Raw genomic sequence first — 22,058 nt, 5'->3', positions numbered from 1 at the left:
GGCGGCGCCCCGCGCCGCACCCTCGCGCCGCTCACTCGCGCGCCTACCCGATTCACGACGCTCGCGCGTCCCCCGATTTAGATAGCGATCCCATCATGAGCAACAAGAAAGCCGATTCGAAACCGCAGGCCAAGTATCCGGTCAACCTGCTCGACACGCCGTTCCCGATGCGCGGCGACCTGCCCAAGCGCGAGCCGCAGTGGGTCAAGGAATGGGAAGAGCGCGGCCTCTACGAGAAGATCCGCGCGGCCAGCGCAGGCCGGCCGAAGTTCATCCTGCACGACGGCCCGCCGTATGCGAACGGCGACATCCATCTCGGCCACGCCGTCAACAAGATCCTGAAGGACATCGTCGTCAAGTCGCGCAACATGGCCGGCTTCGACGCACCGTACGTGCCGGGCTGGGACTGCCACGGGATGCCGATCGAGATCCAGATCGAGAAGCAGTTCGGCAAGTCGCTGCCGGCGGCCGAAGTGATGAGTAAGGCGCGCGCGTACGCGACCGAGCAGATCGAGAAGCAGAAGGTCGGCTTCAAGCGTCTCGGCGTGCTCGGCGACTGGGCCAACCCGTACAAGACGATGAACTTCGTCAACGAGGCGGAAGAGATCCGCGCGCTCGGCAAGATCATCGAGAAGGGCTACGTGTATCGCGGGCTGAAGCCGGTGAACTGGTGCTTCGACTGCGGCTCGGCGCTCGCGGAAGCGGAAGTCGAGTACAAGGACCGCACCGACCCGACGATCGACGTGATGTTCGCGTTCGCGGAACCGGAAAAGACCGCGCAAGCGTTCGGCCTGCCGGCACTGCCGCGCGCCGAAGGCGGCATCGTGATCTGGACCACCACGCCGTGGACGATCCCCGCGAACCAGGCGCTGAACCTCCATCCGGAAATCGTCTATGCGCTGGTCGACACCGAGCGCGGCCTGCTGATCGTCGCGGAAGAGCGCGTCGAAGCCTGCATGACCGACTTCAAGCTGACCGGCCGCGTCGTGGCGACCACGCCGGGCGTGAAGCTCGCTAACCTGCGCTTCCACCACCCGCTCGCGTCGGCCCACCCCGGCTACAAGCGCACCGCGCCCGTCTACCTCGGCGACTACGTGACGACCGATACGGGTACCGGCGTCGTGCACTCGTCGCCCGCATACGGCATCGAAGACTTCCAGTCGTGCAAGGCGCACGGGATGACCGACTCGGACTTCATCAACCCGGTGATGGGCGACGGCCGCTACATCGAATCGCTGCCGCTGTTCGGCGGCCTGTCGATCTGGGACGCGAACCCGAAGATCGTCGAGGCCCTGAACGCGGCCGGCTCGCTGCTGCGCAGCGAGAAGTACACGCACAGCTACATGCACTGCTGGCGCCACAAGACGCCGATCATCTACCGCGCGACGTCGCAGTGGTTCGCCGGCATGGACGTGACGCCGCGCGACGGCGGCAAGACGCTGCGCGAGACGGCGCTCGAAGGCGTCGACGCGACCGCGTTCTACCCGTCGTGGGGCAAGCAGCGCCTGTTCAGCATGATCGCGAACCGTCCCGACTGGACACTGTCGCGCCAGCGCCAGTGGGGCGTGCCGATGGCGTTCTTCGTGCACAAGGAAACCGGCGAGCTGCACCCGCGCACGCTCGAGCTGCTCGAGGAAGTCGCGAAGCGCGTCGAGCAGTCGGGTATCGAAGCATGGCAGACGCTCGACCCGCGCGAGCTGATCGGCGACGACGCGAACCTGTACGAAAAGAACCGCGACACGCTCGACGTGTGGTTCGACTCGGGCACGACGCACTGGCACGTGCTGCGCGGCTCGCACAAGGATCAGCTGCAGTTCCCGGCCGATCTCTACCTCGAAGGCTCGGACCAGCACCGCGGCTGGTTCCACTCGTCGCTGCTCACGGCCTCGATGATCGACGGCCGCGCGCCGTACAAGGGCCTGCTTACGCACGGCTTCACCGTCGACGGCGAAGGCCGCAAGATGAGCAAGTCGCTCGGCAACGGCGTCGACCCGCATGAAGTCGCGAACCGCCTCGGCGCGGAAATCATCCGCCTGTGGATCGCGTCGACCGACTATTCGGGCGAGCTCGCGATCTCCGAGGAAATCCTGAAGCGCGTGACCGAAGGCTATCGCCGCATCCGCAACACGCTGCGCTTCCTGCTCGCGAACCTGTCGGATTTCGACTTCGCGCAACATGCGGTGCCCGTCGACGAATGGCTCGAGATCGACCGCTATGCGGTCGCGTTCTCGCAGCAACTGCAGACGGAACTGCTCGGCCACTACGAGAAGTACGAATTCCACCCGGTCGTCGCGAAGCTGCAGACGTACTGCTCGGAAGATCTCGGCGGCTTCTACCTCGACGTGCTGAAGGACCGCCTGTACACGAGCGCGGCCGATTCGCGCGCACGCCGCTCCGCGCAGACGGCGCTGTACCACCTGACGCACGGCCTGCTGCGCGTGCTCGCGCCGTTCCTGTCGTTCACGGCGGAAGAAGCGTGGAAGGTGTTCCAGCCGGCCAGCGACACGATCTTCACGGAAACCTACTATGCCTATCCGGAAGTCGCCGGCTCGGCCGCGCTGATCGAGAAGTGGGCGCTGCTGCGCGACGTCCGCGGCAACGTGACGAAGGCGCTCGAGGAAGCGCGCACCGCGAACCGCATCGGTTCGTCGCTGCAGGCCGAAGTCGCGGTGCACGCGAGCGGCGCACGCTACGACGCACTCACGAGCCTCGGCGACGATCTCAAGTTCGTGCTGATCACGTCGGCTGCGACGGTCGTCAAGGTCGACGACGAAGCGCAGGAAAGCGTCGACGTGGCCGCGTCGAAGTACCAGAAGTGCGAGCGCTGCTGGCACTACCGTGAAGATGTCGGTGCGCATGCCGATCATCCGACGCTGTGCGGCCGCTGCTTCTCCAACCTGTTCGAAAACGGCGAAATCCGGAGCGCTGCTTAAATATGGCGAAAACCCTGTCGAAACCGGCCAGCGGCGCGCTTGCGCCCTGGCTCGGCATTTCGCTGATCGTGATCCTGTTCGACCAGCTGTCGAAGATCGCGATCCTGAAAACGTTCGCGTACGGCGCGCAGCACGAGCTGACGTCGTTCTTCAACCTCGTGCTGGTGTACAACCGCGGCGCCGCGTTCGGCTTCCTGTCGACCGCGGGCGGCTGGCAGCGCTGGGCGTTCACTGCGCTCGGCATCGCCGCGACGCTCGTGATCTGCTTCCTGCTGAAGCGTCACGGCCAGCAGCGGCTGTTCAGCCTGTCGCTCGCACTGATCCTCGGCGGCGCGCTCGGCAACGTGATCGACCGGCTCGTCTACGGCCACGTGATCGACTTCCTCGATTTCCATCTCGGCGCCTGGCACTTCCCGGCGTTCAACCTCGCCGATTCCGCGATCACGATCGGCGCGGTGCTGCTGATCTACGACGAACTGCGTCGCGTGCGCGGCTCGCGCTAAGCGCGCATACTCGGCGTCGACGGCCGGCTTCGCGCCGGCCGTTCCGTTCGACCCTTGGAGGCCTGAGTTGGCACACGCAGAACTCGCTGGAAAACACCTCGTTCTCGGCCTGACGGGCGGCATCGCCTGCTACAAGATCGCCGAGCTCACTCGGCTGCTCACCAAGGCCGGCGCGACCGTACAAGTCGCGATGACCGAAGCCGCCACCCAGTTCATCACGCCCGTCACGATGCAGGCGCTGTCGGGCCGGCCCGTCTATACGAGCCAGTGGGACGCGCGCGTCGACAACAACATGGCGCACATCGACCTGTCGCGCGAAGCCGACGCGATCGTGATCGCGCCCGCATCGACGGATTTCCTCGCGAAGCTCGCGCACGGCTTTGCCGACGACCTGCTGTCGACGCTGTGCATCGCACGCGACTGTCCGCTGCTCGTCGTGCCCGCGATGAACCGCCAGATGTGGCAGAACCCGGCCACGCAGCGTAACGCCGCGCAACTGCGCGCGGATGGCGTGTCGGTGCTCGGCCCGGATTCGGGGGCGCAGGCGTGCGGCGAAGTCGGCGACGGCCGCATGCTCGAGCCCGAGGCGATCTATGAAGCGATCGTCGCGCACTTCGCGCCGAAGGTGCTCGCGCACCGGCGCGTGCTGATCACGGCCGGCCCGACGTTCGAACCGCTCGACCCGGTGCGCGGCCTCACGAACCGCTCGAGCGGCAAGATGGGCTTCGCGCTCGCGCGCGCCGCGCAGCAGGCCGGCGCCGACGTGCATCTCGTCGCGGGGCCGGTCGCGCTCGACACGCCGTGGGGCGTCTACCGCCAGGACGTGCAGACGGCCCAGCAGATGTACGACGCGGTCATGCATGCCGTCGCCGATGCCGACATCTTCATCGCGGTGGCTGCGGTCGCCGACTGGCGCGTCGCCCAGCCGGCCGAGCACAAGATGAAGAAGACGGCCGACCACAAGGTGCCCGCCCTCGCCTTCGTCGAGAACCCCGACATCCTCGCGTCGGTCGCGGCGCTGCCCGATCCGCCGTTCTGCGTCGGGTTCGCGGCCGAAAGCGGCGACCTCGACGTGCACGGCGACGAGAAGCGCAAACGCAAGAACGTGCCGCTGCTCGTCGGCAACCTCGGCCCGCTGACGTTCGGTCGCGACGACAACGAAGTCGTGCTGTTCGAGGCCGCCGGCCTCACGCGCCTGCCGCGCGCACCGAAGGACGAACTCGCGCACACGCTCGTCGCGGAAATCGCAAAGCGCCTGCCCGACAACAGCCTGATCTGATCTCCCGCGCGGCGGCGGCCGCCGCCGCGCCCTTCCCGACTCATCCGACGACCGCATGAAACTCGACCTGAAGATTCTCGACGCGCGCATGCGCGACTACCTGCCCGCCTACGCGACCACCGGCAGCGCGGGCCTCGACCTGCGTGCGTGCCTCGACGCACCGGTCACGCTGCAGCCGGGCGAAACGACGCTCGTGCCGACCGGCCTCGCGATCCATCTCGCCGATCCCGGCTACGCGGCGCTGATCCTGCCGCGCTCGGGCCTCGGCCACAAGCACGGCATCGTGCTCGGCAACCTCGTCGGCCTGATCGATTCCGACTACCAGGGCCAGTTGATGATCTCGACGTGGAACCGCGGCCAGACCGAGTTCGTGCTGAATCCGTTCGAACGGCTCGCCCAGCTGGTGATCGTGCCGGTCGTGCAGGCGCAGTTCAACATCGTCGACGACTTCGCGGAAAGCGATCGTGGCGAGGGCGGCTTCGGCAGCACCGGCCGTCACTGAACGACGCAATGAACAAGGGGCCTCGCGGCCCCTTGTTCTTTTCTTGGGCCGTCATTCCTCGACGGCTTGCGCGATCCGCGCGGGCGTCAGGTCGCGCTGCCGCGCCTGGGCCACGATCGCGTAGATCACCAGTGCGACCAGCACGCCGAGCAGCACGGCAGACGAACCGACCGTGCCGAGCGCGAGGCCGCCCTTCGCGACCGGCTTCGTCAGCAGGTCGCCGACCGTCGCGCCAAACGGACGCGTGAGTACGAACGCGGCCCAGAACAGCAGCACGCCAGAGATCCGCGTGAAATTGTGCGCGAGCACGATCACCGCGAGCAGCCCGCCGATCAGCAGCGCGCCGCCGCCGAAGCCGAGCCCCGAGCTGTCCGCGAGGAAATCGCCGAGCGCGGTGCCGAGCGTGTTGGAGAACAGGATCGCGATCCAGTACAACAGCTCGACTTTGCGCGTGCGGATCAGGTCGACCGACAGCGATTCGCCGCTGAGGCGCCACACCGCGAAGATCGCCAGCAGGATCGCAACGAGGATCGACGAGCCGGCCGCATAGCCGAGGCCGAGCGTGCGATCCATGAAATCGGACATCGTCGTGCCGGCCGTGCTCGTCGCGACGATCACGGCCCAGTAGATCGCCGGACGGTAACGCGTTGTCCTGAGCTGCGCGCCCAACGTCACGAGAAAGAAACCGAACAGCAGGATCGAGCTCACCGCGTAGCCGACGTTCAGCGTCATCGACAGCAGGTCGCCGCCGGTTTCGCCGAGCGTCGTCGCGCAGATCTTCATGATCCAGAACGCGAGCGTGATTTCGGGCAGTTTGCTCATTCGAACCCCTTTTTGCAGGAAAGCGGCAGGCCGGCGCGGGCCGGCCTGCCTTGCAGACAGGATCGAATGTAGTCGCCGCGGGCTTAACGGAACCTTAGCGAACGGGAAAACGGAGCGAGCGGCCCCGCCGGCACCGTCAACGAGCGTGTTCGTGCCGGTAATGCAGCGCGTACGCGAGCGTGAGCAGCACGACGAACACGACGCCGACCACCATCGTCATCCGGAATTCGCGCGTGAACGCGGTCGTAAACAGGATCGCCGCGACGAGCCCCGCACCGAGCAGGCTGCCGAACGGGTGCCCCCACATCCGGAATGCGAGCGCGGGGCCGCGATACCGCGAACGGAAGCGCAGGTGAGTGACGAAGATCATCAGCCACGTGAACAGTGCGCCGAACATCGCGATCGCCATCATCACGGTGAACGCGGTGTCGGGCGCGAGCGCAACCAGCACGGCCGCCACCGCGACGCCGCTCGTCGAGATCCACAGCGCCGCACGCGGCACGCCGTTCGCGCCGAGCCGGCCGAACACCGCGGGCGAGAGCCTTGCGCGCGACAGGCTGAACATCATCCGCGTCGTCACGTAAAGCTGGCTGTTCATCGCCGACAGCGCCGCAATCAGCAACACGAAGTTGATCACGCCTGCCGCATACGGCACGTGGGTCGCGGCCATCACCTTCACGAACGGGCTTTCGTCGGTGCCGGCCTGTGTCCACGGCACGATCGCGAGCATCAGCGACAGCGTCAGCAGGTAGAACAGCACGAGCCGGAACACGGTCGAGCGGAACGCGCGCGTGACCGCATGCTGCGGATCGCGCGCCTCGCCGGCCGCGATCGCGACGGCTTCGATGCTCATGTAGCTGAAGATCGCGACGATCACCGCGACCCAGGTGCCCCACGGCCCCTTCGGCATGAAGCCGCCGTGCGCGGTGTAGTTCGCGAATCCGATGCCCGATGCGGCCGGCGCCGACCACACGAGAGAGGCACCGAGCACGATGAACACGACGATCGCCGCGATCTTCAGCAGCGAGAACGCGTATTCGACCGTGCCGTACAGCGTGACGCTCGCGAGGTTCACGGCGATCAGCAGCGCGGAGAAGCCGATCACCCAGTACCAGCCGGGCACGGCCGGGAACCAGTACTTCATGAACACGGCGATCGCGCTGATCTCGGTGCCGATCGCGAACACGACCGCGAACCAGTACGCATAGCGCACCAAGAAGCCCGCCAGCGGGCCGACATAGTGCTCGGCATATGCGCCGAACGACCCGGCCGTCGGATGCGCAACCGTCATTTCCGCGAGCGCGCCCATCAGCAGCAGCGCGATCAGCGCGCCGATCGCGTACGAGACGAGCACGCTCGGGCCGGCGAGCCCGATCGCGAACCCGCTGCCGAGGAACAGCCCCGTGCCGATCGCGCCGCCGATCGCGATCATCGCCATCTGCCCGGAAGTCAGCGCATGGCGCAAACCCTGTTCGCGCGCGACGATGTCGTCGAACGTCCGTTGTTGTTGTGTCACTGCCTTGCCACTCCCCTGCACCACCATCGCGCCGCCGGCGCCAGATAAAACGAAACGGCGCGGAAGACATCCCGCGCCGTTCGCATGAACTACCCGATTATCGCTTACTCGACTTCGACTGCCTCTTCGTTCGGCTTGTGCGGCGGATTCGCCAGCTTGTCGAACGACAACTGCACCTTGTCGTTTTCGTCGACATCGACCGTCACGTGGCCGCCGTTGACGAGCTTGCCGAACAGCAGCTCGTCGGCCAGCGCGCGCCGGATCGTATCCTGGATCAGCCGCTGCATCGGCCGCGCGCCCATCAGCGGGTCGAAGCCATGCTTCGCGAGATGCTTGCGCAACGCGTCGGTGAAGAGCGCGTCGACCTTCTTCTCGTGCAGCTGTTCCTCGAGCTGGATCAGGAACTTGTCGACCACGCGCATGATGATTTCCTCATCGAGCGAGCGGAAGCTGATGATCGAATCCAGGCGGTTGCGGAACTCCGGCGTGAACAGGCGCTTGATGTCGGTCATCTCGTCGCCCGTTTCGCGGCGCGTCGTGAAGCCGATCGTCGCCTTCTGCATCGACTCGGCGCCCGCGTTCGTCGTCATGATGATGATGACGTTGCGGAAATCCGCCTTGCGGCCGTTGTTGTCCGTCAGCGTGCCGTGGTCCATCACCTGCAGCAGCACGTTGAAGATGTCCGGATGCGCCTTCTCGATTTCGTCGAGCAGCAGCACGCAGTGCGGCTTCTTCGTGACGGCTTCGGTCAGCAGACCACCCTGGTCGAACCCGACGTAGCCCGGCGGCGCGCCGATCAGGCGGCTCACCGCGTGACGCTCCATGTATTCCGACATGTCGAAGCGGATCAGCTCGATGCCGAGCGTGAATGCGAGCTGGCGCGCCACTTCGGTCTTGCCGACACCCGTCGGGCCGGAGAACAGGAACGCGCCGATCGGCTTGTCCATCTTGCCGAGGCCCGCGCGCGCCATCTTGATCGAAGCCGCGAGCGCGTCGATCGCCGGATCCTGGCCGAACACGACGCTCTTCAGGTCGCGGTCGAGCGTCTGCAGCTTGCTGCGGTCGTCCTGCGACACGCTCTGCGGCGGCACACGCGCGATCTTCGAGATGATTTCCTCGATCTCGCTCTTGCCGATCGTCTTCTTCTGCTTCGACTTCGGCAGGATGCGCTGGGCGGCGCCCGCTTCGTCGATCACGTCGATCGCCTTGTCGGGCAGGTGACGGTCGGTGATGAAGCGCGCCGACAGTTCGGCCGCGGCCGACAGTGCACCCGACGAATACTTGACGCCGTGATGCTCCTCGAAGCGCGACTTCAGCCCGCGCAGGATCGCGACCGTCTGCTCGACGGTCGGCTCCGTCACATCGACCTTCTGGAAGCGCCGCGACAGCGCCGCATCCTTTTCGAAGATGCCGCGATATTCGGTGAACGTGGTCGCGCCGATGCACTTCAGCACGCCTGACGACAGCGCCGGCTTCAGCAGGTTCGACGCATCCAGCGTGCCGCCCGACGCGGCACCCGCGCCGATCAGCGTATGGATCTCGTCGATGAACAGGATCGCGTGCGGACGCTCCTTCAGCTCTTTCAGCACCGTCTTCAGCCGTTGCTCGAAATCGCCGCGGTACTTGGTGCCCGCGAGCAGCGCGCCCATGTCGAGCGAGTAGACCTGCGCGTTCGCGAGGATGTCCGGCACTTCGCCGCGCGTGATGCGATAGGCGAGCCCTTCCGCGATCGCGGTCTTGCCGACGCCGGCCTCGCCGACGAGCAGCGGATTGTTCTTGCGGCGACGGCACAGCACCTGGACCACGCGCTCGACCTCGGGCTCGCGACCGATCAGCGGATCGATGCGGCCGTCCTTCGCCATCTGGTTCAGGTTCTGCGTGAATTGCGCGAGCGGCGTTTCCTTTTGCGCATTCGCGTCTTCGCTTTCCGCGTTCGCATCGGCCGACTTCGCGGCTTCGCCGTTGTTCGTCTTCGCGATGCCGTGCGAAATGAAGTTGACGACGTCGAGGCGCGTGACGCCCTGCTGCTGCAGGTAGTACACGGCGTGGGAATCCTTCTCGCCGAAGATCGCGACCAGCACGTTCGCGCCGGTGACTTCCTTCTTGCCGTTCGACGTCGACTGGACGTGCATGATCGCGCGCTGAATCACGCGCTGGAAACCGAGCGTCGGCTGGGTATCGACATCGTCGGTGCCCGGGACGGTAGGTGTGTTGTCGTGGATGAAATTGCGCAGGTTCTGACGCAGGTCCTCGATGTTTGCCGCGCACGCGCGCAACACCTCGGCTGCCGTCGGATTATCCAGCAGGGCCAGCAGCAGATGCTCGACCGTAATGAACTCATGGCGCGCCTGGCGTGCTTCCATGAACGCCATGTGCAGGCTGACTTCCAATTCCTGGGCAATCATGCTTCCTCCATCACGCACTGCAGCGGATGCCCGGCCTGCCGCGCATGGGTAACGACTTGCTCAACCTTGGTCGACGCGATGTCCCGCGTATAGACCCCACAAACTCCTCGCCCTTCGCGATGGACCTTCAGCATGATCTGCGTGGCCGTCTCGCGATCCTTCTTGAAATACTCCTGGACCACCATCACGACGAATTCCATCGGCGTGAAGTCGTCGTTCAGCAGCACCACCTTGTACATCGAAGGCGGCTTGAGCTTCTGCTGCTTGCGTTCCAGGACGGTGCTGTCCTGCTTGTCCGGGATAATCGCCATACACCCATTCTAAACAACTCGGACAGGCCCGCAATCCTGCCATTACCCGACCGACCGGCCGGCGCCCTCCCCGGAATCCCGGAACACGCGATCTTCTTCGCGCCATACGAAAGCCGGCTGCGGTGCCGGCTTTCACGCGTGGCGCGGAACACGAACCGTCAGGGGGAACCGCACCGGAACGTCGTATCCGCATCCAGTATCCCACAAGCCGGGACGACTCGAACGCGTGTCACTCGAGCCTGGTATATGAGCTGATTATGCGGCTTTTCAAGTCCCCGCGCTTGGCCGCGTGCTGCAAAGCAAAGCCGGAAAAACCCTGAAAATGGGTTCTTTACAACGGCCCTCTAAACGTCTAAAAATTCCACTTGACACTCCAATAAAGAGCGCCAACAATCAAGCTGGCACTTTTTTCAATTTGCCGGTTGGCGAAATGAAAGAGGCCGAGGTGAGCTTGTGAGGGGGGAACGGCTGCATTTTCCGGTCGTTTAGCTTTTCGAGCGTGCTCGTGGTAAGTAGCAGCGACTGTGTGACAGGGGAAGTAGGAAATGGCAACTGGTATCGTTAAGTGGTTCAACGACGCGAAGGGCTTCGGTTTCATCACTCCCGACGAGGGCGGTGAGGATCTGTTTGCGCACTTCTCGGCAATCACCATGAATGGCTTCAAGACGCTGAAGGAAGGCCAGAAGGTGAGCTTTGACGTCGTTCAAGGACCGAAGGGCAAGCAAGCATCGAACATCCAGGCCGCATAAGGGCATCGGATTTCGAACGAAGAAACCCGGCGCAATGCGCCGGGTTTCTTTTTTTTGAGGCCGGCCAATCGATAATCGATTGGCCGGCCTTTTCGTTCAATCCCGGTAATTGAACACGCATTGTCTCGTCTCGCGCGCAGATCGGATACTCGTCCCTCACGTGAAACATAATCGCCACTTCGTTACACGACCTTCAGCGTGCCCATCATGCCGAGATCCTCGTGTTCGAGAATGTGGCAATGAAACATGCGCTCGCCCGGCATGTCTTGCGTGACGAGAATCGTCACGGTTTCGCCGCTGCGTACGTTCACGGTATCGCGCCATGCGCGGAACGGTTCGCTCTTGCGCGAACCGCCCGACGCGCGCTCGATCACCTGGAACTGCGTGCCGTGCAGGTGGAACGGGTGATCCATGTCGGTGCCGTTGCGGATCGTCCAGCGCTCGACGTCGCCACGGCGGCTCGTCAGCGTCGCGCGGTGCGGCGCGTAGGTGTCGCCGTTGATCGTGAAGCGCATGCCCGCCGGGCGGCCGTGCGCGCCGCCCTTCATCATCGCGTCCATGTCCATCTCTTCGCCGAACGCCACCTCCTTGTGCGCGACCGGCTCGCCCAGCGGCGGCACCGCACGCAGCGTCGCGGGCAGCACACGTGCAGTGGCCGGCGCGAACGCGACGTCGGCCAGGGCCAGCGCCGGATCGGGCGGCAGGCTGCCGTGCCCGTCATCGTGCGACATCGACATCTTGCGGCGGTCGTATTCGGCCGCCTGCAGTACCGCGCGCGACGCACGATCGCCGGCGCGCACCAGCAGCTCCGCCCGCTCACCCGGCGCGATCAGCAGCGACGTGACGCGGCGCGGCGCGTCGAACAGCCCGCCGTCGGTGCCCGCGTGCTCGAACGCGCGGCCATCGTCGAACGCGACGCGCAGGTAGCGGGCGCTGCACGCGTTCCACACGCGCCAGCGCTCGTCGCCCGCGACGTCGATCCGTGGCCGGCGTGCGCCGTTGACCAGCACGAACTGGCCCTCGCGGCCGTTCATCCAGTCCATCATGTCGTTCGGTGCAATCGTGCCGTCGCGCGCAAGCTTCAGGTCCGACACGAACAGGTTGCGCTCGGGCCAGCCGGCTAGCGGATCGTCCGCGGCGCGCACGACGAACGGGCCGGCCAGCCCGCGGAAGACCTGCTCGGCCGTCATCATGTGCGGATGCGGGTGGTACCAGTAGGTGCCGGCGCTCCCCTTCGGCAGCGTGAAGCGGTACACGCGCGACGCGCCGGGCGCGACGGGGTCGGACGGGTTGCCGTCCTGGTCGGGCGGCACGGGCAGGCCGTGCCAGTGGATCGTCGACGGCTGCGGCAGCTTGTTCACGAACTTGATCTCGACCGTGTCGCCCTCGCGCACGTCGATCAGCGGACCGACGACAGGGCCCTGCGTGCCCGCGCCGAACTGCCAGAACGTGGTCGGCCGTGCACCGTGCAGCATCGGGCGCGCTACCGGCTGCGCCACCAGCGTAGCCCGGAACGTGCCGGGCTCGCGGCTTTCGTTCGCGAGCGTGCGCAGCGCCGCGAGCGGCGCGCCGGCCGGCAGCGCGTCGGCGGCCGCGAGCGCGGCCGGTGCGGACTTGCCGTGCTGCCCGTGACCCGCCATCCCTGACATGCCCGACATGCCGGGCATGTCGTCCATCGAATCCATGCCGGCGTGACCGGCATGCTGCGCCCACGCGGCACGCGCGAACAGCGACGCAGCCGCGACACCGATAGCGCGCGACAGAAAGGTTCTCCGTATCATCAATCGTTCCTCATTATCCATGCTGCGTCGCGCGGCCGCCGCGACGCCTGCGCCGGCCGGTTCAAGCGCCGATGCGCGACGCAAATCCTGATGCCCGCGTCATCATAACCGCAGGCCCATATCGAAAAGCACCACCGCCGGCCGGGCGGCGATACGCCGCAGCGCTCGACGACGCCACACCCGATTCGGCACGCATCGACCGGCATCGTCGACCCGCGCTGCACGGCCCTTCACTCGCGACCGCAGCACCGCTCACCCCGCCGCGTGCAGCTTCCAGACGGTTGCCTGACGCCCGCCGTTCGGCCCCGCCCTGGCGCTTGCCACGCCACCGATCCGCAAACCCGCCAATATTTCACGATGCGGAACAAGTCTCTGCGTTGTAAAAATTCGTGGTGCAGGGCACAAATTTCCCGTTTCGCGATGCCAAAAAACGTTCCGCAATACAAAACGGCAAGAATAATTGTTTGTTTTTAAAAGAGAATTTTTGTCTATTGAAGCCGTTCTACATGCACTATCCGACCCGGTCGCGGACGTAGACTTTGTCCCATGCACTGACGCTTCGCCACGACGTTCGAAATGGAACCCGGCGCAAGCAGCCAGTCGGGCCACAGCCCGCCGAACCGGCAGGCGGCACAACAGAATCGCTTGTGATCAGAAAGGGAGAACGGAAATGAAGGGATTTCGCTTTGGTTCAGCGCTCGGGTCGTTCTACATCCTGCCGGGTAACGGCGGCTGGGAAGCGACGTTCGGCAACGCCCTGCTCGGCGCATTCTCGTGCCCCGAAGTGGCAGCCGACCACATCTCCCGTGGCGACTGCGAGCAACTGTCCGAACTGGACACGGCAACGCTCGAAGTGCCGCACGAAATCGCCGAATGGGAAATCGTTCACGTCTGAATGGCAAGCCTGCAACGAAAAACGCCCCGGGCGTCCGGGGCGTTTTTCTTTTGTAACGGGCGGCAGGCAGCGATGCCCGCCGCGCCCGCACACGCAACGACTCGCGCGATCGCGCGGCTCGCGTCAGGCGATCGCGTCGACGATGCCGTTCAGCGTCGCGCTCGGGCGCATGGCCTGGCTCGTCAGGTCGACGTTCGGACGGTAGTAGCCGCCGATGGCCTGCGCCTTGCCCTGCGCGGCCGCCAGTTCTTCCAGGATGCGTGCTTCGTTGTCGGCCAGCGCCTTCGCCACGCCTTCGAACTGCGCCTTCAGCGCTGGGGCCTCGGTCTGCTCGGCCAGCGCCTGTGCCCAGTACAGGCACAGGTAGAAGTGGCTGCCGCGGTTGTCGAGGCCGCCGACCTTGCGCGCCGGCGACTTGTTCTCGTCCAGGAACTTGCCGGTCGCCTGGTCGAGCGTCTTCGCGAGCACGACCGCCTTCGGGTTCTCGTATGCGTTGCCGAGGTGTTCGAGCGACGCGGCCAGCGCGAGGAATTCGCCGAGCGAATCCCAGCGCAGGAAGCCTTCCTCGACGAACTGCTGCACGTGCTTCGGCGCGGAACCGCCCGCACCCGTTTCGAACATCCCGCCGCCGGCCATCAGCGGCACGATCGACAGCATCTTCGCGCTGGTGCCGAGTTCCATGATCGGGAACAGGTCGGTCAGGTAGTCGCGCAGCACGTTGCCGGTGACCGAGATCGTGTCCTTGCCCGCGCGGATGCGCTCGAGCGAGAAACGCGTCGCGTCGACCGGCGTCATCACGCGGATGTCGAGGCCGTTCGTGTCGTGATCCTTCAGGTAACGCTCGACCTTCGCGATGATCTGCGCGTCGTGCGCACGTGCCGGATCGAGCCAGAACACGGCCGGTGCGCCGGTCGCACGCGCGCGGTTCACCGCGAGCTTGACCCAGTCCTGCACCGGCGCGTCCTTCGTCTGGCACATGCGCCAGACGTCGCCCGATTCCACGGCATGCTCGAGCAGCACGTTGCCCGCTTCGTCGGTGACGCGCACGACGCCGTCCGCCGGGATCTGGAACGTCTTGTCGTGCGAACCGTATTCTTCAGCCGCCTGCGCCATCAGGCCGACGTTCGGCACGCTGCCCATCGTGACCGGATCGAACGCGCCATGCTGCTTGCAGTCCTCGATCACGGCCTGGTAGACACCTGCGTAGCAGCGGTCCGGGATCACGGCCTTCGCGTCGGACAGTTCGCCGTCCGGGCCCCACATGCCGCCCGAATCGCGGATCATCGCCGGCATCGATGCGTCGACGATCACGTCGCTCGGCACGTGCAGGTTCGTGATGCCCTTGTCCGAGTTGACCATCGCGAGACGCGGGCGCACTGCGTACTCGGCCTTGACGTCGGCTTCGATCGCTTCGCGCGTGTCGGCCGGCAGATCCTTCAGGCGCGCGTACAGGTCGCCGATCCCGTTGTTCGGGTTGAAACCAAGTTGCGCCAGCACGTCCGCGTGCTTCGCGAGCGCGTCGCGGTAGAACACCGACACGAAGTGACCGAACAGGATCGGGTCCGAGACCTTCATCATGGTCGCCTTCAGGTGCACCGAGAACAGCACGTCCTGCGCCTTCGCATCGGCGATCTGTGCTTCGATGAAGCTGCGCAGCGCGTTGCGGCTCATCACCGAAGCGTCGATCACTTCACCGGCCTTCACCGCCGTCTTTTCCTTCAGCACCTTCTTCACGCCGTCGGTCGTCGTGAGTTCGATCTTCACGCTGCCGGCATCGGCGATCAGCGCCGACTTCTCGCTGCCGTAGAAGTCGCCTTCGCTCATGTGCGCGACGTGCGCCTTCGACGTGGCCTTCCACGCGCCCATCTTGTGCGGATGCTTGCGTGCGTAGTTCTTGACCGACAGCGGCGCGCGGCGGTCGGAGTTGCCTTCGCGCAGCACCGGGTTCACCGCGCTGCCCTTGATCTTGTCGTAGCGGGCCTTGACCGCCTTCTCTTCGTCCGTCGACGGATCTTCCGGGTAGGCCGGCAGCTTATAGCCCTGCGCCTGCAGTTCGGCGATCGCGGCCTTGAGCTGCGGCACCGATGCGCTGATGTTCGGCAGCTTGATGATGTTCGCTTCCGGCTTCAGCGTGAGCTGGCCCAGTTCGGCCAGATCGTCGGCACCCTTCTGCTCGGGCGGCAGGATGTCTGCAAATGCCGCGACGATGCGGCCGGCGAGCGAGATGTCGCGCGTCTCGACGGCAACGCCGGACGAGCGCGTGAAGGCCTTGACGATCGGCAGCAGCGAATAGGTCGCGAGCGCGGGCGCTTCGTCGGTGAGGGTGTAGATGATCTTGGGCGAAGTGGACATGGTCGATGCGTTGCTACGTGAAAATTTTGGACTGAGGAGCGCCGGCGGTAACCGGCGGGGAGCGACCGGGTGAGTCGCGAAAGGGGCGCGCCGGCTCAGCCGGGCGGTGGTGTTGCGAGGGCCGTCATGTTCTACCTTGCAGGGCCTCCGGGCCGCTTCGCGGCGCCGCGGCCCGCATGCCGGACCGCCCTGCCAACAAACCTGCCATCCACGAAACGCTCCGGCGCCGGCAGTCAGCGCCGGGGCGGCCGGCAACCTGCCGGCCCACCCCGGAAGGGGACTTACATGTTCTCGATCAGCACTTCACCGAAGCCCGAGCACGACACCTGCGTCGCACCTTCCATCAGGCGCGCGAAGTCGTACGTGACGCGCTTCTGCAGGATCGACTTCTCCATCGCGGCGATGATCGTATCGGCTGCTTCCGTCCAGCCGAGGTGGCGCAGCATCATTTCCGCCGACAGGATCTCGGAACCGGGGTTCACGTAATCCTTGCCTGCGTACTTCGGTGCGGTGCCGTGCGTCGCTTCGAACATCGCGACCGAATCCGACAGGTTCGCGCCCGGCGCGATCCCGATGCCGCCGACTTGCGCGGCCAGCGCGTCGGAGATGTAGTCGCCGTTCAGGTTCAGCGTGGCGATCACGTCGTATTCGGCCGGGCGCAGCAGGATCTGCTGCAGGAACGCATCGGCGATCGAATCCTTGATCACGATCTCGTTGCCCGTCTTCGGGTTCTTCACGCGCATCCACGGGCCGCCGTCGATCAGCTCGCCGCCGAATTCCTTCTGTGCAAGCGCGTAGCCGGCGTCACGGAACAGGCCTTCCGTGAACTTCATGATGTTGCCCTTGTGCACCAGCGTGACCGACTTGCGATCGTTGTCGATCGCGTACTGGATCGCCTTGCGCACGAGACGCTCGGTGCCTTCGGTCGACACGGGCTTGACGCCGATCCCCGAGGTTTCCGGGAAGCGGATCTTCTTCACGCCCATCTCGTCCTGCAGGAACTTGATCACCTTCTTCGCCTGCTCGGAGCCCGCGGCCCATTCGATGCCTGCGTAGATGTCTTCCGAGTTCTCGCGGAAGATCACCATGTCGATCTTTTGCGGTTCGCGCACCGGCGACGGCACGCCCTTGAAGTACTGCACCGGGCGCAGGCACACGTACAGGTCGAGCTCCTGGCGCAGCGCGACGTTCAGCGAACGGATGCCGCCGCCGACCGGGGTCGTGAGCGGCCCCTTGATCGACACCACGTATTCCTTGAGCACCTGCAGCGTTTCGTCCGGGAGCCACACGTCCGGACCGTACACCTTCGTCGCCTTCTCGCCCGCGAAAATCTCCATCCAGTGGATCTTGCGCTTGCCCTTGTAGGCATGCGCGACCGCCGCGTCGACGACCTTGATCATGACCGGCGTGATATCGAAGCCCGTACCGTCGCCTTCGATATAGGGAATGATCGGCTGATCGGAAACGTTGAGCGAGAAGTCCTTGTTGACGGTGATCTTGTCACCGCCTTCCGGAACCTTGATGTGCTGATACGGCATGATCGACTCCAGTGACGTGGCTGAGCAGGTGATGCTGGTCGAAGCTGCGCGCGCGGCGGGGGCGCGGCATGGCCACCCCGTGACGGCAACAGCGAGCCGCTATTCTAGCGCCCCAACCGGGCACTTCGGCATGAAGCGCGGCACTGCGTATCAAGACCCCACTTATGTCTTATATAAGACAGAGGACTTGCCGTTCCGTATTATGCATTAAGATTCCGCCATTTGCCATAGACCGCCCGCCTCCGCTTCCCGCGGCCCGCCGGGCGGGCGCCCCGCCATGAACCTGATCGCCCTCAACAAGCCGTTCGGCACGATTTGCCAGTTTTCCGCGCACGAGACGCGCCCGTCGCTCGGCGACTGGGTAAAAACGCCCGGCGTCTACGCGGCCGGCCGGCTGGACGCGGACAGCGAGGGATTGCTGCTGCTCACCGACGACGGCGCGCTGCAGGCGCGCATCGCCGAGCCGCGCCACAAGCTCGTCAAGCGCTACTGGGCGCAGGTCGAGGGCGCGCCCGGCCCCGCCGACCTGAAGGCGCTCGCGCGCGGCGTCGACCTCGGCGACTACGTGACGCGTCCGTGCCGCGCCGAATTCATCGAACCGCCCGACGCGCTGTGGCCGCGCAACCCGCCGATCCGCTACCGCGCCGCGATCCCGACGACGTGGATCGAGCTTGCGATCACCGAGGGCAAGAACCGGCAGGTGCGCCGGATGACGGCAGCCGTCGGCTTCCCGACGTTGCGCCTGGTGCGCGTCGGCATCGGCGCGCTGGACATATTCGCGCTCGGCATTGCACCGGGAGAAACAATCGCGCTGCCGCCACGCGCGCCGTGGGACGGTTTCGCGCCCGCTGGATGACGATTTCGGGACGCGCGAATTTTTCGTCGTCTTTTTCGTCAACCGCCCGCGAAGATCGCGCGTTAAACCACGCAGATGCCACCCTTAGCTATCCGGCATTGGCAGCCGAGCCGTGTTTGCGTCACGAAAGCGACGTTTTTATCGAATACGATTCGGCGCCCGCAGCGCAATGAGAAATTTCTCGAAGCGTCTGTCAACCGAAAGGTGGATGGCACCGTTAGACGACATGACTCCTATTGCCGGGTCATTTGGTTAATTAACTAAAGCTGAGGAACACAACATGAACAAACTGATCGCCGCTCTGGTCGCTGGCCTCTTCGCAACGGCTGCTTTCGCACAAGCATCGGCTCCGGCCGCTCCGGCTGCTGCTGCTCCGGCAGAAGCTGCTTCGGCACCGGCTAAGAAGGCAACGCACAAGAAGCACCACGCAGCTAAGAAGCACCACGCTGCGAAGAAGGCTGCTAGCGAAGCCGAAGCACCGGCAGCTGCTTCGAACTAAGTAAGCTTGCTGTAATAACGCAGTCAAGAACACGCAGTCTTGCCGTTCTTACGGCGTTGAAAGGCAGATCACCGCAAGGCGATCTGCCTTTTTCTTTTATGTGCCCGCCCGCGCGCATCGCGTACCATGCGGGTCTTGTTTTCCAGATAGGAGCCTTGCTGTGCAATTCTCCCTGCGTTCGTCGCTCGGCCGCCTTGCGCGCGCCGCCGTGTTTCCCGCCGCGCTCGCCGTCCTCGCGCTCGGCATGCAGGCCGCCAGCGCGCAAGTGCCGCCCGGCGCCAAGCAGCCGAGCGAATTCCCGCGCGTGAAGCTGCGTGCCGGCATGTACGTGATCGACGCGGCCGTCGCCGCGAACGACCCCGACCGCGAACAGGGGCTGATGTACCGTTCGCAGCTCGCGCCGAACGAAGGCATGCTGTTCGTGTTCAACGAGAACGCGGTGCACTGCTTCTGGATGAAGAACACGCTGATCCCGCTGTCGATCGCGTTCATCCGCGCGGACGGCACGATCACCGACATCGACGAGATGAAGGCCGAGACGACCGACAACCACTGCCCGCGCAACAACGGCGTCTATGCGCTCGAAATGAGCAAGGGCTGGTTCGCGGCGAAGGGCATCAAGCCCGGCATGAAGCTCGAGGGCCTGCCGCGGGCCCAGTAACGGCCATCGCCGCGGCGTTGCACCGCGCACCGACCGAAGCCGGCCGCCCGTTGCGTGCCGGCTTTTTTTTCGCCCGCCGGCGGTGGCGCCCGACTTGATTCCACCGGTGCCGGCCGCATCTGCAAAAGCCACGCGCAAGCGCTATGCTTTAAGTCTCGCTTGTCTACTCCGGGCCGGCCCTGCCGGCCCGCTTACGATCCGAACCTAAGGAGGTTCACGTGCCCCGCAAAACCCCCATCGAGCGCTATCGCAATATCGGGATCAGCGCTCACATCGATGCCGGCAAGACCACCACGACCGAGCGCATCCTGTTTTACACCGGCGTGAGCCACAAGATCGGTGAAGTGCACGACGGCGCGGCCACGATGGACTGGATGGAGCAGGAGCAGGAACGCGGCATCACGATCACGTCGGCTGCGACCACTGCCTTCTGGAAGGGCATGGCCGGCAACTATCCGGAACACCGGATCAACATCATCGACACGCCCGGGCACGTCGACTTCACGATTGAAGTCGAGCGCTCGATGCGCGTGCTCGACGGCGCGTGCATGGTCTACGACTCGGTCGGCGGCGTGCAGCCGCAGTCCGAAACCGTCTGGCGTCAGGCCAACAAGTACAAGGTGCCGCGCATTGCGTTCGTCAACAAGATGGACCGCATCGGCGCCGATTTCTTCCGCGTGCAGCGGCAGATCGGCGAGCGCCTGAAAGGCGTCGCCGTGCCGATCCAGATTCCGATCGGCGCGGAAGATCATTTCCAGGGCGTCGTCGATCTCGTGAAGATGAAGGCGATCGTGTGGGACGACGAAAGCCAGGGCGTGAAGTTCTCGTACGAGGACATCCCCGCGAACCTCGTCGAGCTCGCGCACGAATGGCGCGAGAAGATGGTCGAGGCCGCGGCGGAAGCCAGCGAGGAACTGCTCGAGAAGTATCTGCACGACCATGAATCGCTGACCGAGGACGAAATCAAGGCCGCGCTGCGCAAGCGCACGATCGCGAACGAGATCGTGCCGATGCTGTGCGGCAGCGCGTTCAAGAACAAGGGCGTGCAGGCGATGCTCGACGCGGTGATCGACTACCTGCCGTCGCCGGTCGACGTGCCGGCCATCCTCGGCCACGACTTCGCCGATCCGGAAAAGCCGGCGGAACGTCATCCGAGCGACGACGAGCCGTTCTCGTCGCTCGCGTTCAAGATCATGACGGACCCGTTCGTCGGCCAGTTGATCTTCTTCCGCGTGTATTCGGGCGTCGTCGAATCGGGCGACACGGTGCTCAACGCGACCAAGGACAAGAAGGAACGGCTCGGCCGGATCCTGCAGATGCACGCGAACGAGCGCAAGGAAATCAAGGAAGTGCGCGCGGGCGACATCGCGGCGGCCGTCGGCCTGAAGGAAGCGACCACCGGCGACACGCTGTGCGATCCGGCCAAGCCGATCATCCTCGAGAAGATGGAATTCCCGGAGCCGGTGATCTCGCAGGCCGTCGAGCCGAAGACGAAGGCCGACCAGGAAAAGATGGGCCTCGCGCTGAACCGCCTCGCGCAGGAAGATCCGTCGTTCCGCGTGCAGACGGACGAAGAGTCCGGCCAGACGATCATTTCGGGGATGGGCGAGCTTCACCTCGAAATCCTGGTCGACCGGATGAAGCGCGAATTCGGCGTCGAAGCGACGGTCGGCAAGCCGCAGGTCGCGTATCGCGAGACGGTGCGCACGACTGCATCCGACGTCGAGGGCAAGTTCGTCAAGCAGTCGGGTGGCCGCGGCCAGTACGGCCACGCGGTGATCACGCTCGAGCCGAACCCCGGCAAGGGCTACGAGTTCCTCGACGAGATCAAGGGCGGCGTGATTCCGCGCGAATTCATCCCGGCCGTCGACAAGGGCATCACCGAGACGCTGAAGAGCGGCGTGCTCGCGGGCTATCCGGTCGTCGACGTGAAGGTGCACCTGACGTTCGGCTCGTACCACGACGTCGACTCGAACGAAAACGCGTTCCGGATGGCAGGCTCGATGGCGTTCAAGGAAGCGATGCGCCGCGCGAAGCCCGTGTTGCTCGAGCCGATGATGGCCGTCGAGGTCGAGACGCCCGAGGACTTCATGGGCAACGTGATGGGCGACCTGTCGAGCCGGCGCGGCATCGTGCAGGGGATGGAGGACATCGCAGGCGGCGGCGGCAAGCTCGTGCGCGCCGAAGTGCCGCTCGCGGAGATGTTCGGCTATTCGACGTCGCTGCGTTCGGCCACGCAGGGCCGCGCGACGTACACGATGGAGTTCAAGCATTACGCGGAAACGCCGGCCAACGTATCGGAAAGCGTGATCAACGCGAAAGTGAAGTAAGCGCGGGGCGATCTCTCGCCCCGTCGCATGCACGTGAGGCCCGTCCGGTTCCGGACGGGCCTTTTTTCATTCGGCGCGCGCGGTGTTCGCAGCTTTTTGATCGACACGCCAGGCATTTTTTTCGCG

At 65.1% G+C, this 22,058-nt stretch carries 17 protein-coding genes; 10 read left to right on the top strand and 7 right to left on the bottom strand.

What is annotated here, in order from left to right; genetic code table 11:
• Positions 1-95 precede the first annotated feature (95 nt).
• From ileS to dut, 4 genes are all read left to right on the top strand, one after another.
• The gene (gene ileS / locus G3N64_RS15530) at positions 96-2,933 is read left to right on the top strand and encodes an isoleucine--tRNA ligase (RefSeq protein ID WP_205784736.1); all 2,838 of its coding nucleotides are present in this window, start codon (positions 96-98) and stop codon (positions 2,931-2,933) included.
• 2 nt (positions 2,934-2,935) lie between these two features.
• The gene (gene lspA, locus G3N64_RS15525) at positions 2,936-3,436 is read left to right on the top strand and encodes a signal peptidase II (RefSeq protein WP_205784735.1); all 501 of its coding nucleotides are present in this window, start codon (positions 2,936-2,938) and stop codon (positions 3,434-3,436) included.
• Positions 3,437-3,503: 67 nt separating this feature from the next.
• The gene (gene coaBC, locus G3N64_RS15520; protein ID WP_205784734.1) at positions 3,504-4,715 is read left to right on the top strand and encodes a bifunctional phosphopantothenoylcysteine decarboxylase/phosphopantothenate--cysteine ligase CoaBC; all 1,212 of its coding nucleotides are present in this window, start codon (positions 3,504-3,506) and stop codon (positions 4,713-4,715) included.
• A gap of 55 nt (positions 4,716-4,770) precedes the next feature.
• Positions 4,771-5,217, top strand: a complete 447-nt coding sequence (gene dut / locus G3N64_RS15515) for a dUTP diphosphatase (RefSeq protein WP_059531700.1) — start codon at positions 4,771-4,773, stop codon at positions 5,215-5,217.
• A 51-nt stretch (positions 5,218-5,268) separates the two neighbouring features.
• On the opposite strand, the gene G3N64_RS15510 is transcribed toward dut, so the two are convergent.
• The 4 genes from G3N64_RS15510 to clpS form a co-directional block, all read right to left on the bottom strand.
• Entirely contained in the window at positions 5,269-6,039 is a 771-nt protein-coding gene (locus G3N64_RS15510; RefSeq protein WP_205784733.1) for a hypothetical protein, read from the bottom strand.
• Positions 6,040-6,175: 136 nt separating this feature from the next.
• Positions 6,176-7,555 carry an amino acid permease gene (locus G3N64_RS15505; RefSeq protein WP_205784732.1) on the bottom strand — a complete coding sequence of 460 codons (1,380 nt, stop codon included), beginning with the start codon at positions 7,553-7,555 and terminating at the stop codon, positions 6,176-6,178.
• A 104-nt stretch (positions 7,556-7,659) separates the two neighbouring features.
• Complete coding sequence (clpA, locus tag G3N64_RS15500) at positions 7,660-9,960, bottom strand: ATP-dependent Clp protease ATP-binding subunit ClpA (RefSeq protein ID WP_011352966.1); 2,301 nt, start codon at positions 9,958-9,960, stop codon at positions 7,660-7,662.
• Positions 9,957-10,271, bottom strand: a complete 315-nt coding sequence (gene clpS, locus G3N64_RS15495) for an ATP-dependent Clp protease adapter ClpS (RefSeq protein WP_006398529.1) — start codon at positions 10,269-10,271, stop codon at positions 9,957-9,959. Before clpS ends, clpA begins: the two co-directional genes overlap by 4 nt.
• A gap of 545 nt (positions 10,272-10,816) precedes the next feature.
• On the opposite strand from clpS, the gene G3N64_RS15490 reads away from it, so the two are divergent.
• Positions 10,817-11,020: a cold-shock protein gene (locus tag G3N64_RS15490; RefSeq protein WP_006478030.1), complete on the top strand. Its 204-nt coding sequence runs from the start codon at positions 10,817-10,819 to the stop codon at positions 11,018-11,020.
• Between the two features lie 182 nt (positions 11,021-11,202).
• Here the strand turns inward: G3N64_RS15490 and G3N64_RS15485 are convergent, their stop codons facing one another.
• A complete protein-coding gene (locus tag G3N64_RS15485) occupies positions 11,203-12,801 on the bottom strand; it encodes a multicopper oxidase family protein (protein ID WP_205784731.1) in 1,599 nt (532 codons plus the stop codon).
• Positions 12,802-13,471: 670 nt separating this feature from the next.
• Here G3N64_RS15485 and G3N64_RS15480 point away from each other — a divergent pair.
• Positions 13,472-13,696: a hypothetical protein gene (locus G3N64_RS15480; protein WP_006490888.1), complete on the top strand. Its 225-nt coding sequence runs from the start codon at positions 13,472-13,474 to the stop codon at positions 13,694-13,696.
• A gap of 123 nt (positions 13,697-13,819) precedes the next feature.
• Here G3N64_RS15480 and G3N64_RS15475 read toward each other — a convergent pair whose 3' ends face one another.
• Both G3N64_RS15475 and icd read right to left on the bottom strand, forming a co-directional pair.
• Positions 13,820-16,048 carry an NADP-dependent isocitrate dehydrogenase gene (locus G3N64_RS15475; protein ID WP_205784730.1) on the bottom strand — a complete coding sequence of 743 codons (2,229 nt, stop codon included), beginning with the start codon at positions 16,046-16,048 and terminating at the stop codon, positions 13,820-13,822.
• A gap of 281 nt (positions 16,049-16,329) precedes the next feature.
• Complete coding sequence (gene icd, locus G3N64_RS15470; RefSeq protein ID WP_006478026.1) at positions 16,330-17,586, bottom strand: NADP-dependent isocitrate dehydrogenase; 1,257 nt, start codon at positions 17,584-17,586, stop codon at positions 16,330-16,332.
• 277 nt (positions 17,587-17,863) lie between these two features.
• On the opposite strand from icd, the gene G3N64_RS15465 reads away from it, so the two are divergent.
• From G3N64_RS15465 to fusA, 4 genes are all read left to right on the top strand, one after another.
• Positions 17,864-18,442, top strand: coding sequence for a pseudouridine synthase (locus tag G3N64_RS15465; RefSeq protein ID WP_034178831.1), 579 nt, complete (start codon positions 17,864-17,866; stop codon positions 18,440-18,442).
• Positions 18,443-18,722: 280 nt separating this feature from the next.
• Complete coding sequence (locus tag G3N64_RS15460; RefSeq protein WP_072444916.1) at positions 18,723-18,941, top strand: hypothetical protein; 219 nt, start codon at positions 18,723-18,725, stop codon at positions 18,939-18,941.
• A 160-nt stretch (positions 18,942-19,101) separates the two neighbouring features.
• A complete protein-coding gene (locus G3N64_RS15455; protein WP_205784729.1) occupies positions 19,102-19,602 on the top strand; it encodes a DUF192 domain-containing protein in 501 nt (166 codons plus the stop codon).
• Positions 19,603-19,820: 218 nt separating this feature from the next.
• Positions 19,821-21,932 (top strand): elongation factor G, encoded by a 2,112-nt coding sequence (gene fusA / locus G3N64_RS15450; RefSeq protein WP_205784728.1) that lies wholly within the window; start codon positions 19,821-19,823, stop codon positions 21,930-21,932.
• Positions 21,933-22,058 lie beyond the last annotated feature (126 nt).

Source organism: Burkholderia sp. Ac-20344, assembly GCF_017104975.1.
Classification (GTDB): domain Bacteria; phylum Pseudomonadota; class Gammaproteobacteria; order Burkholderiales; family Burkholderiaceae; genus Burkholderia.
This window is presented reverse-complemented; position numbering and strand designations above follow the sequence as displayed.

Excerpts from the sequence above, each read along its gene's own strand:
- ileS (WP_205784736.1), top strand. The coding sequence starts at position 96 with ATGAGCAACAAGAAAGCCGATTCGAAACCGCAGGCCAAGTATCCGGTC.
- lspA (WP_205784735.1), top strand. The coding sequence starts at position 2,936 with ATGGCGAAAACCCTGTCGAAACCGGCCAGCGGCGCGCTTGCGCCCTGG.
- dut (WP_059531700.1), top strand. The coding sequence starts at position 4,771 with ATGAAACTCGACCTGAAGATTCTCGACGCGCGCATGCGCGACTACCTG.
- G3N64_RS15510 (WP_205784733.1), bottom strand. The coding sequence starts at position 6,039 with ATGAGCAAACTGCCCGAAATCACGCTCGCGTTCTGGATCATGAAGATC.
- clpA (WP_011352966.1), bottom strand. The coding sequence starts at position 9,960 with ATGATTGCCCAGGAATTGGAAGTCAGCCTGCACATGGCGTTCATGGAA.
- clpS (WP_006398529.1), bottom strand. The coding sequence starts at position 10,271 with ATGGCGATTATCCCGGACAAGCAGGACAGCACCGTCCTGGAACGCAAG.
- G3N64_RS15490 (WP_006478030.1), top strand. The coding sequence starts at position 10,817 with ATGGCAACTGGTATCGTTAAGTGGTTCAACGACGCGAAGGGCTTCGGT.
- G3N64_RS15485 (WP_205784731.1), bottom strand. The coding sequence starts at position 12,801 with ATGATACGGAGAACCTTTCTGTCGCGCGCTATCGGTGTCGCGGCTGCG.
- G3N64_RS15480 (WP_006490888.1), top strand. The coding sequence starts at position 13,472 with ATGAAGGGATTTCGCTTTGGTTCAGCGCTCGGGTCGTTCTACATCCTG.
- G3N64_RS15475 (WP_205784730.1), bottom strand. The coding sequence starts at position 16,048 with ATGTCCACTTCGCCCAAGATCATCTACACCCTCACCGACGAAGCGCCC.
- icd (WP_006478026.1), bottom strand. The coding sequence starts at position 17,586 with ATGCCGTATCAGCACATCAAGGTTCCGGAAGGCGGTGACAAGATCACC.
- G3N64_RS15465 (WP_034178831.1), top strand. The coding sequence starts at position 17,864 with ATGAACCTGATCGCCCTCAACAAGCCGTTCGGCACGATTTGCCAGTTT.
- G3N64_RS15460 (WP_072444916.1), top strand. The coding sequence starts at position 18,723 with ATGAACAAACTGATCGCCGCTCTGGTCGCTGGCCTCTTCGCAACGGCT.